Annotated in this window: 9 protein-coding genes; 2 read left to right on the top strand and 7 right to left on the bottom strand. The window is 56.3% G+C overall.

Annotation, left to right across the window (positions count from 1 at the left end; all coding sequences use genetic code 11):
* Window positions 1-30 precede the first annotated feature (30 nt).
* Together AC2FGB_RS04090 and ndk are read left to right on the top strand one after the other, a co-directional pair.
* The gene (locus tag AC2FGB_RS04090) at window positions 31-1,233 is read left to right on the top strand and encodes a multidrug effflux MFS transporter (RefSeq protein ID WP_271946668.1); all 1,203 of its coding nucleotides are present in this window, start codon (window positions 31-33) and stop codon (window positions 1,231-1,233) included.
* 116 nt (window positions 1,234-1,349) lie between these two features.
* On the top strand, window positions 1,350-1,772 hold the full coding sequence (gene ndk, locus AC2FGB_RS04085) for a nucleoside-diphosphate kinase (RefSeq protein WP_142634270.1): 423 nt from the start codon (window positions 1,350-1,352) through the stop codon (window positions 1,770-1,772).
* Window positions 1,773-1,826: 54 nt separating this feature from the next.
* Here the strand turns inward: ndk and AC2FGB_RS04080 are convergent, their stop codons facing one another.
* The 7 genes from AC2FGB_RS04080 to AC2FGB_RS04050 form a co-directional block, all read right to left on the bottom strand.
* Window positions 1,827-2,174, bottom strand: a complete 348-nt coding sequence (locus tag AC2FGB_RS04080; protein ID WP_496693337.1) for a TfoX/Sxy family protein — start codon at window positions 2,172-2,174, stop codon at window positions 1,827-1,829.
* A gap of 57 nt (window positions 2,175-2,231) precedes the next feature.
* Entirely contained in the window at window positions 2,232-3,602 is a 1,371-nt protein-coding gene (locus AC2FGB_RS04075; protein WP_282027448.1) for a sensor histidine kinase, read from the bottom strand.
* Entirely contained in the window at window positions 3,595-4,275 is a 681-nt protein-coding gene (locus tag AC2FGB_RS04070) for a response regulator transcription factor (protein WP_142634264.1), read from the bottom strand. Before AC2FGB_RS04070 ends, AC2FGB_RS04075 begins: the two co-directional genes overlap by 8 nt.
* Window positions 4,276-4,458: 183 nt before the next feature.
* Entirely contained in the window at window positions 4,459-5,895 is a 1,437-nt protein-coding gene (locus AC2FGB_RS04065; RefSeq protein WP_496693262.1) for a Do family serine endopeptidase, read from the bottom strand.
* 753 nt (window positions 5,896-6,648) lie between these two features.
* The gene (locus tag AC2FGB_RS04060; protein WP_142634260.1) at window positions 6,649-7,248 is read right to left on the bottom strand and encodes a nucleotidyltransferase family protein; all 600 of its coding nucleotides are present in this window, start codon (window positions 7,246-7,248) and stop codon (window positions 6,649-6,651) included.
* A gap of 31 nt (window positions 7,249-7,279) precedes the next feature.
* The gene (locus AC2FGB_RS04055; protein ID WP_496693261.1) at window positions 7,280-9,697 is read right to left on the bottom strand and encodes a GcvT family protein; all 2,418 of its coding nucleotides are present in this window, start codon (window positions 9,695-9,697) and stop codon (window positions 7,280-7,282) included.
* Window positions 9,698-9,790: 93 nt separating this feature from the next.
* Window positions 9,791-11,098, bottom strand: coding sequence for an HlyC/CorC family transporter (locus AC2FGB_RS04050; protein ID WP_142634257.1), 1,308 nt, complete (start codon window positions 11,096-11,098; stop codon window positions 9,791-9,793).

The raw sequence follows: 11,098 nt of genomic DNA, 5'->3' as shown, positions 1-11,098 counted from the left end.
ATTTGCCTGAAGTTTTCACACGGTTCCATCATGCATACAGCCCGAACACCTCCGTCGTTGGTCACGCTGGTCTTTGCCACGGCGTTGTCGGTACTGACGCTGAATATGTTCCTGCCATCGCTGGCGCATATGAGCGTGGACTTTCAGGTGGATTACGGCCTTATGAATCTGGCGGTTGCGGGATATCTGGCGGTTTCTGCTGTGCTGCAACTGATCATGGGTCCTCTGTCGGATCGATATGGGCGCAGGCCGGTCCTGTTGATCTGCATGTCGATCTTTGTGGTCGCATCCATCGGCTGCGTGCTGGCTGGGTCAATCTGGGTGTTTCTGGGTTTTCGCCTCATTCAGGCTGTGGTCGTCGCCGGGTCTGTGCTGTCCAGCGCCTCAATCCGCGACCGCTATCCCCCCAACGAGGCGGCCAGCAAGCTGGGCTATGTCGCAATGGCTATGGCGTTGGCGCCAATGCTGGGACCGATGTTGGGCGGCGCGTTGGACATGCTGTTTGGCTGGCGCTCGGGGTTTGTTCTGTATTCCTTACTTGGCACCGGTCTGCTGGCTTTGCTGTGGTTTGATATGGGAGAGACCAATATAAACCGCGCCCCAACATTCGCGGCGCAGCTGAAGGAATATCCGCATCTGTTCCGCGCCCGCAGGTTTTGGGGTTATGCCCTATGCGCGGCATTTTCGATCGGCGGTTTTTTCAGTTTTATCACCGGTGCACCGTTGGTTGCAGCTGCTTGGTTTGATCTGAGCCCCGCGATGCTGGGTCTTGGGATCGGCATTATCACCGGCGGGTTCATGGTCGGGAATTTTGTCACTGGCCGATTGGCGGCGCGGACGCAGTTAACAACGATGATCCTGATAGGGCGGAATGTAGCCACGGCAGGGCCGCTTTGCGGGCTGCTTCTGTTTTGGGTCGGGCTTGGTACGGTTTGGGTCTTTTTCGGCTCGGCCATCTGTGTCGGTTTCGGCAATGGACTGACCAACGCCAATGCATCGTCGGGCGTGATGTCGGTTCGTCCCAAACTGGCAGGCAGCGCGGCGGGCCTGTCAGGTGCAATGATCGTTGCGCTGGGAGCGGTTCTGACGACGATCACCGGCGCCTTTGTCAGCCCTGAAAACGGACCTTTTCTTGTGCTTGGCATGATGTGCGGGTGCAGCTTTATCGGCCTTCTGGCCGTGCTCTATGTTCGTCGGATCGACAGTCTGGACCCGTTGCCCAGCACATTGTGACCGGCAAAGCGCCGGAGCAGGGCATCATAACACTTTTCATAAGCCACAGACCATGATACGCGGCCCGCGATGGATTTCGGCGCGGGCCCCGCGCCCTATTTTAAGGAGAGGCCGACATGGCACTGGAACGCACATTCTCGATCATCAAACCCGATGCAACCCGCCGCAACCTGACTGGCAAGATCAACGCCAAGTTTGAAGAGGCCGGTCTGCGCATCGTAGCGCAAAAGCGCATTCACATGACCAAAGCACAAGCTGGCAAGTTCTATGACGTCCACGCCGAGCGCCCGTTCTATGACGAACTGTGCGAATTCATGTCGTCCGAGCCGGTTATTGTACAGGTTCTGGAAGGCGAAGGCGCCATTGCCAAGAACCGCGAAGTCATGGGCGCTACCAACCCCGCAGATGCGGCCCCCGGCACCATCCGCGCCGAGTTCGCTGAATCGGTTGGCGAGAACTCGGTCCACGGTTCAGACGCACCGGAAACCGCAGCGGTTGAGATCGCCTATTTCTTCTCGGGCATCGAACTGGTCGGCTAATCTGTTTTAAGATCAAGCCTATAAAGCCGCTCCCGGGGTCGGGGGCGGCTTTTTCTATGCGGGTTTCAAGTCGTCCGAAGATATCCGGACGCCGATCGCATCCAAGTCGGCAATCATCTTCGTTTGCGGCGCAGTGCTGTTGCTGGCTTTGATTGCGTCGAACCTTTGCCGCAGGGCTTTTTTCTCTTCGCCTTGGCAATCGTTCCAGGGGCGGCCTTGCAGCCCCATCACCAAAACATAATAGCCGATGAAATGAGGGCGCGATCCTGCCTGCAAGAGTTTTGCATAGGCCGCGTCGGGGCCTATCTCGCGCAGTTGCTGGGCCGAGTGGATACCGGCACGCGCGCAAGCCTGTTCATAGGCCGGGCCGAGATTACGGATAGTTGAGATCGGGTCAGACATAATCGACGTTTTAACCGGTGTCAGAATTACTGTCACCCGATCCTTTTGCCTTGGGGGTCAGGGTTTGCGTGACAGACGGATTGTGGCCTCAAGCCCCGGGTCACAGTTGCGGGCGTCGAACATGCCTTTGTGCATATGTGAAATCGCGGCAACCAAAGCCAGCCCAAGACCTGCATTGCGCTCGGTTCTTGCGGGGTCAAGCGTCACAAAGGGCATCTGCAGGCGGGCCAGATCGTCCTGAGGAACCCCCGGGCCGCGATCCCGCACGCTGAGGTTAGCGTACCGGCCGTCATCCGCAATATTGATCGTGATGGTCGAACCATCAGGCGCGTATCGCAGAGCATTTTCCAACAGGTTGGACAGTGCCTGAGACAAAAGGGGGCGGTGGCCGGGAAGGGGGGCAGTTGACCCTGTAACTTCAAGTGTTACGCCCTGATCCGTGGCAACCGGATCATAGAGCTCGACCACGTCCGCCACGAGTTGATTAAGGTCGACATCTTCGAACTGCTCTCGCCCGACACCTGCTTCGGCACGCGAAATCTCAGTCAGTTGGCCCAGAACCCGCAGGACATGATCAACCTCGGTCGTCGCGCGCGCGATGTCGATTTCGCGATCCTGTTCGGATTTGCGGCTATCTGACAGGGATTCGACCCGCTGTTTCAACCGCGACAAAGGAGAGCGTAGATCATGCGCGATCGAATTCGAGGTTGTCCTTAGATTGCTGACCAACTCCTCGATCCGGTCCAGCATCGTATTGAGCGTACCTGAAACCTGATCGAATTCATCACCGGTCCCGCGCAAGGGCATCCTGCGCGACAGGTCGCCTGAAACGATATTTTCTGCGGTCGAGGCGATGTCAGACAGGCGCGAAAAGACGAGCCTGGTAAACAGCCAGCCTGTCAGGACGCTCAGCGCCAGCGCGATTGCCAGCGCGAAGCCGACCGAGCGTAAAAGAACACGGTCAAACTGCTGTCGTGCCAGCGCATCCCGCCCGACAAGCAGGCGTTCTCCGCCCGGCAGACGAATGGATGCAGCCGAGATTGGCACCAGCTGTTCGCTGTCCGAGCGTCGCAGTTCTAGTTGGACCCAACCACTTCCGGCAGTGATGTCATCGGGCCATTGTCTCAGGTTGCCAGCCAATTTCGTCCCGTTGCGGTCGGTCAACAAGTAGAGGGCATCCCGTTCAGAGGCGGTGGGAATACGGCGTTCGATGGCTGTCAGCAAACCGATGAGCCCGCGCCTTTCGTATTCATCGGCCAGACCGGTCAATTCCGCGGAAACCACCGAGCGGGTTTCGCTTTCGATACTGCGATTTGCGGTGACATAGACAAGGGCCAGCACGGTGGCTGTCAGCAATGTGCTCAGAACCATGCTGGCCAGAACCAAACGCGTTCTGGAATTATTGAACGAAAGCCGTAGGTTATCCATCAGATATCATGTAACCTGCGCCCCGGACTGTTTCAATCAACGGGATCTCTCCGCCTTCATCCAATTGGCGGCGCAGTTTCGAGATATGGACGTCAACCACATTGGTGTTCGGGTCGAAATGATAATCCCAGACACCTTCCAGCAACATGGTGCGTGACACTACGCGGTTCTTGCGTCTCAGGAAGAATTCCAAAATCTGAAATTCACGCGGTGTCAGGGTAATCTCTCGCCCGTTGCGAGTGACTTTGCGGGTCAGCAAATCCATATCCAGATCGCGGCAGGTCAGGGTTGGGTTTTCCTCAGATTCCTGCGGGCGTCTTAACAGAGCTTCGATCCGCGCATGCAGTTCCTGAAAAGAGAACGGTTTGACCAGATAATCATCTGCACCGGCCCTCAGGCCTTTGACTCTCTCATCGACCGCGCTCATTGCGGTTAACATCAGAACCGGAGTTTTCAGACCCGCGGCGCGCATGGATTTGATCAGTGACAGGCCGTCTAGACCGGGCAGCATTCGATCCAGAACGATGGCGTCAAAGCCACCATCTGTGGCGTGATACAGCCCTTCGCGCCCATCCGCGGCCTGTTCGACGACATATCCTTCCTCGCTGAACCCTTTTGCTATGAATTCCCGGGTGTCTTCATCATCTTCAACGATCAACAGGCGTCGGCTCATGATCTGAAATCCTTTCTACCGGAACTTAAACACAATTTTTCAAACAAAGTACAAGATTTGACCGGTTTAGATGCCGGGTGCGTCGTTGCGCACCCGGCTGCTCCGGCAGATTGCGGACAATTCAATCATGCCAGAGAGGCGCCCGCCAGATCTCCCCATCACGTGGCGCGCGCAGGTGTTCGATCAGGCGATTTCCACCGCAACAAAGATCTGGTTGCCGCCACGGTTGATCAGGACAAGCGCGGGATCAGTTTTTTCACTGTCCAGCGCGTCTTTCAGCGCGTCAGGAGTGGCCGTGTCCTGGTTGCCCAGCTTCACGATCACGTCGCCACGCTGAAGACCGGCTTTGGCTGCAGGGCTGTCCGGTTTCAGGTCCGTGACGATCACACCGTCAATATTCTCGGCCATGCCCAGTTCCGCACGGTTGGTTTCTGTTAGTGGTGCAACGGTGACGCCCAGGGCGGTGCCCGAAATGCCTTCATCCACTGACTTGTCAATTTCGGCCGATGCGGACTGATGCTGTCCAATCGTCAACTTTATGTCTTGCTCACTGCCGTTGCGCAAAACTGTAAGCGTGCTTTCTGTTCCAACCTTGGTAGTTCCGACAAGGATCGGCAGGTCGCTGCTGGACTCGACGGGTTCGCCGTTAAAGGTCAGGATGACGTCGCCCTGTTCCAGGATGCCTTCGGCAGGGCTGTTGGCAACAACGTCCGAAACCAATGCGCCGTTTGAGGCATCAATTCCCATCGCCGCAGCGATCTGAGGGCTGACATTCTGGATTGACACACCCAGCCAACCGCGGCTGACCTGGCCATCATCGCGCAGATCCGCGGCAATATGGTCCACAATGTTCGACGTGACGGCAAAACCTAACCCGACCGACCCACCGCTCGGGGAATAGATGGCCGAGTTCACGCCGATAACCTCACCATCCATGTTGAACAGCGGGCCACCGGAATTGCCTTTGTTGATGGCCGCATCCGTCTGGATGAACTCGGCATAAGGTCCCTGCGAAATATTGCGGTCCTTGGCCGATACAATCCCGGTCGTCACGGTCGAGCTGAGGCCAAACGGGTTCCCGATGGCGACAACATCCTCGCCCACACGGATCACATCGCTATTGCCAAGCTCTACGGCCTGAAGTGGCTCGCCCGCGTCGATCTTGAGAACCGCGATATCGGTCAACGGGTCGGTACCGATCACCTCAGCCTCAAAAGTTCGGTCATCATTGAGGCGCACGGTCACGGTCGCGGCATCGTCGACCACGTGATGGTTCGTAATGATGTACCCGGCTTCATCCAGCACAAAACCTGACCCCAAACCCTGAGAAGGACCACGACGGGGGGCATCGAACCCTTCAGGCACGCCAAAGCGTTTGAAGAATTCACCGAATGGTTGGCCTTCGAAATCAAACTGCTGTCCATTTTCCGGGCCCTTGGCGGCGTTTTGTTCCGCGATGATGGTCACGACAGAAGGTGACACGCTCTCAACTAAATCAGCCAGCGCTTCGTCAGCTTTCGAGGGCAGGGCAGTCGTCGCCAACAATGCCGCACTCAGCGCTGAGACGCCTAGCCAGTTTGATGTGCGTGGCATAAGAAGAGAGGATTTACGGATGCTCATTTTGGTCTCCTGATTGAAGCACGCGACATTGGCCGCGCCTTGGATCAAGAGATGCTGCATCAGTCTGTGACTTTCCTGATTGGTTGGTTAATAAATCTTAATTTTGCCACAAACGAGAGGCTCTATCCCGGCGTCGGGTGGCAAAGATTCGCGGAAATCTTCCGAATCATAAGGTGAGAATCGGTGGATTGTTGCCTGTTCGGCAGTCAAATGATGATTTTAGTTGAATTAAATCTGTTTGATAAACAAAGCGAGCGCTCAGAAATTGATGGATTTATGACACAGCCATTGGTTGTGAGTAGATCTGATGTCATAGGCTGAATTTGCCGGAAACATATCATATTATGAACATGTTATATATATGGTCTGTGATAAATGGAGTGTACTTGCATTTAGATTTTCTCGGACGAACAACCTATAGTAGAAACACATTGAGAGAAATGTTGCGTAAAAACCAAACTGATACATCAGAAAATGCAAGTTTAGGCCAATTTTACGTTGTTTGAGAGCATCTGATAGGTGACGATGGTCTTGCCCAAGCGAAGGGAAGTCGGCGGCACTAGGGGGTGCCAACGGCTTGTCACAGTCTCTGGAAGCGCTGAGCGGCATGTTAACGAGGGGGTCTTGTTTAGGTTCGGTTGCGGAATATTCGGAATGCCTAGTGTGTTCTGGACGCGCTTTCAGGATCAGTGAAAAGTGGTAGTCCTTAATTGGGTAACCGGCCCGGTCTTCATTGACCGGGCCGTACTCGTTTTAACTGTTGCGATTTTTGGTCCAGATATCCCATGCTTCGGGCGTGTCCAGATCCAGCACGGCATGTTGGCCGGGGAGCACACATAGATGGACCTTGTCCGGATGGTCCCGAACCACAGATTGTGCGCCTTCGTCTCCGGTCAGGCGGCTGATCTGATCGAACAGGAGACGGCTGAAGATCACAGGGTGGCCAGGCTGTCCTGACGCGGTCGACCCGCGCCAGATCAGCTTATCCGGATACGCCTTAGTTGCCTTGATCAGCGTCTGAAGGTCATCCAGAGTGATTTCAGGCAGGTCAGCTAGCAGAACCATGACGGCTTCGGCCTCTTGCCCAACAGCAGACAGGGCCCCTCGTAAGCTGGCATTCATACCTTCTTCCGCATCTGCGATTTCGACCAGATGCAGGTCCAGCCCCTGCAACACGTCGTACCTGGGATGAGGCTTGGACGGCAGGGCAACAATAACCGACGATGCAGCCCGTGCCGTCTGGGCGGAACGGAGCAGCAGCGGGCAGCCATCAATTTCTTGCAGCAGCTTATCTGCGCCTCGCATACGCCGGGATTGTCCGGCGGCCAGAAGGATGATGGGTATTTGCGTCATGCGCCGACAATGCAGACGTATGAAAGCAGTGTCATCCCCTCATACGCGCGCCATCGGCGTCGAATAACGGTTCTGAGATCACGCGTGCCTTGCACAACTGGCCAAGTATTTCGATTTCTACTTCCAGCCCGTCCGCAGCGCGGTCTGTTGGCAGAAACCCCATGGCAATGGACTTGCCTGCATAGTGTGAATAGCCACCCGAAGTGCAAAACCCGGCGACCTTTCCGCCCAGCCAAACCGGCTCATACGCGTTGACATCAGCGTCCTCGGCATCAACCTCGAACGCGACCAGTCGACGGGCAGGGCCAGAGGCGCGTTCAGCCTCGGCAGCTGCGCGGCCAATGAAATTAGCGTTCTTAGAGAAGGAAATAAACCGATCCAGACCGGTTTCCGCGGCTGTGTAATCAGGCGAGAATTCTCGCATCCAGGATCCAAAGAATTTGTCCAGACGCAGGCTCATCATCGCGCGCATGCCAAATGGAACGATGCCGCGTTCTTGCCCGGCCTGCCATAAGGTCCACCACAACTGCCTTTGTGCCATGGGATCGCAGTAGATCTCGTACCCCAAATCGCCGGTATAGCTGACGCGCTGGACGATACAGTCGGCCATCCCAACGGTCATGCGGCGCAGATCGAGGAACCGAAATCCGCTCAGGTCATCACGGGTGCAGGCCGCCAGAACCTGCGTGGCTTTTGGGCCTGCGATCTGGAACCCGTTCTGCCGATCGCTGATGTTTTCGACAGTCACGCCATTCTGCGCATTTTGCAGGAACCAGCGCATGTGAAACGCCTGAGAGCCGTAGGAGGCGGTCAGGCGGAACTCGGTCTCATCAAGACAGGAAACGGTAAAATCACCGATCAGCTTGCCCTTTGGTGATAGCATCGGGGTTAGCGACACGCGGCCCGGTTTCGGGATTCGGCCCGCCATGATCCGATCCAGCCAATCACGGGCAGCAGGTCCAACAATGCGGTATTTACCAAAATTGTGCACTTCGTTGATGCCAACACTTGATCGCACGGCCCGAACTTCGCGCCCGGTGGCATCGAATGCGTTGGATCGGCGGAACGAGGGCGTTTCATAGCCCGGTTCATCCCCTTGGGCAAAGTAATTGGGCACCTCAAGCCCGTATTGCTGACCCCACACAGCACCAAGATCGGTAAAGATATCATACATCGGCGTTGTGCGGGCTGGGCGGGCTGCCGGCAATTCCTCGTTCGGATAAGAGACGCTGAACCGCTTCTGATAGTTCTCGATGACCTTTGGACGGGTATAGCCCGGGCTGATCCAATCCCCGAACCGCGCCACGTCCATCGCAAAGACGTCGCGCTCTGGCTCACCCTCAATCATCCATTGCGCCAGTGTCAGACCAACGCCGCCGCCCTGGCTGAACCCGGCCATCACGCCGCAGGCCGACCAATAGTTGCGCAACCCCGGAACCGGCCCGACCAGAGGATTGCCGTCCGGTGCAAAGGTAAACGGCCCGTGGATCACCGATTTCACACCAGCCTCGGCCAGAACAGGAAAGCGGCGATAGGCGAATTCAATACTATCGGTGATCTTATCGAAATCATCGGGAAGAAGCTCGTGACCGAAATCCCATGAGGTGCCGTCGACAGCCCAGGGCCTGCAGGTTTGTTCATAAAAGCCGATGCACAGACCGCGTCCCTCTTGCCGCAGATAGCTTTCGCCGGCGGGATCCATGACATGGGGATGTTCGCCACCTGCGTCGATAATTGCATCGATTTGGGGGATCGAGTCGGTGACCAGGTACTGATGTTCCATCGGATGCAGCGGGAAATAGACACCGGCCATGGCGCCAACCTCGCGCGCCCAGAGCCCACCAGCGTTGACCACATGTTCAGCATGAATCGTGCCCTTGTTGGTGACCACATCCCAGGTGCCATCGGGGCGCTGATTTGTTTCGTGCACCATGCAATGGGTTTCGATTGTTGCGCCGCCCATCCGCGCCGCTTTGGCATAGGCATGGGTGGTTCCGGACGGATCAAGATGTCCGTCCAGCGGATCATAGAGCGCGCCGATGATGCCGTCGGTATTGGTGATCGGTGCGATTTTCCTTATCTCTTCAGGGCCTACGATTTCGGTCTCTAACCCCATAAAGCGGTGCTTGGCACGTTCGGCCAGGAGCATGTCAAACCGGTCGCGGTCGTCGGCCAACGTTATGCCGCCAACGTGGTGCAGGCCACAGGACATGCCGGTGATCTCTTCCAGCTCTTTATACAGCCGGATCGTATAGCCTTGCAGTGCGGCCATATTAGTGTCGCCGTTCAATGTGTGGAAACCACCCGCCGCGTGCCAGGTCGAGCCACTGGTCAATTCGGACCGCTCCAGCAGCATCACATCCGACCAGCCCAGCTTGGTCAGGTGATAAAGAACCGAACACCCGACAACGCCGCCACCGATTACAGCTACCTGAGTTGTTGTCTTCACGTCACAGACTCCCCTTGCGATATAGTCAAAGCCTGCAATCGCAGAACCAGGGATACTGTTCCGTTCACGACAAAGGCTGTCGCAGCGAGAGGATCAGAGGGGACGGATCTTCAGCTCTGTGATCCTGTTGCCTTCGCGCGCGACGACTTCGAATCTGAAACCGTGGAACGAGAATACCTGACCCGTGATCGGGATCATCTGCGCTTCGTGGATGACCAGACCGGCCACGGTATTGGCCTCTTCGTCGGGCAAAGACCATTCCATGGCGCGGTTTACATCGCGGATCGTCATGGCGCCTTCAACAAGGTACTGGCCGTCTTCGGTTCGCGTTACCGGGACGTCCTCATCAATATCAAACTCATCAGCAATCTCGCCGACGATTTCTTCGAGGATATCTTCAAGCGTGATTAGACCCCTGAGTGAACCATATTCGTCGACCACCAGCGCAAAATGGCTATGCATCCGCAGGAATTCCCGCATCTGATCGTCCAGGGTGGTCGTTTCAGGCACAAAATAAGGGGCGTTCGCTACCTTTGAGACATCGAACTCTTTCAGTCGGTTGTTTTCACGTTCGCTGCTTCCTGCATGAGCATACATAGCGCGGAACAGGTCTTTGGCGTGAACAACCCCAACGATGTTTTCTGGTTCGTCCCTAAAGACAGGCAGGCGTGTATGGGGGCTTTCAAGGCATTGTTTCAGGATCGCCTCGGGAGCGTCATCCGCATCAACCATCTCGATATTCGAACGATGGAGCATGATCTCTTCAACCGCACGTTCACCCAGATCCAAAGCGCCCAGAATGCGGTCACGGTCTTCCTTCTCGACCACGCCTTCGGAATGGCCCAGATGCAGGGCCCCAACGATTTCGTCGCGCACGGCCAGAATGTTGCTGTCCGGGTCGATCTGTACACCGAACAGGCGTAAAACTCCCCGTACCAATAGACGTACGGCCGAAACGACCGGTGAGAATAGGGTGACAACCACGCTGATGATCGGAGCAACGGCGGATGCCGCTTTTTCCGAATTGGTTATGGCATAGGTCTTGGGCAAAACTTCAGCAAAGATCAGAACCAGCAAGGTCATGACCAGGGTTGCCAATGCTACGCCGCTTTCGCCAAAGAGGCGCGTGAACATCGCTGTGGCCAACGAGGCCGCAAGAATGTTGACCAGGTTGTTGCCCAGCAAAACCGATCCGATCAGCCGTTCGTTGTCGTCGGTGATGTCCAGCGCCTTCTGCGCCCCGCGCGACCCTTTGTCCGCCTGCGCCCGCAGCTTGCCGCGTGACGAGGCCGTCAGAGCCGTTTCAGAACCCGAGAAAAACCCCGATAAGAAGAGCAATAGCAATATGGCACCGGACGTAAGCCAGAATGTGCCGTCGATCAGAGAAGTTGAGGGTTCCAT

Source organism: Ruegeria sp. CDSC021 (assembly GCF_059610845.1).
This window is presented reverse-complemented; position numbering and strand designations above follow the sequence as displayed.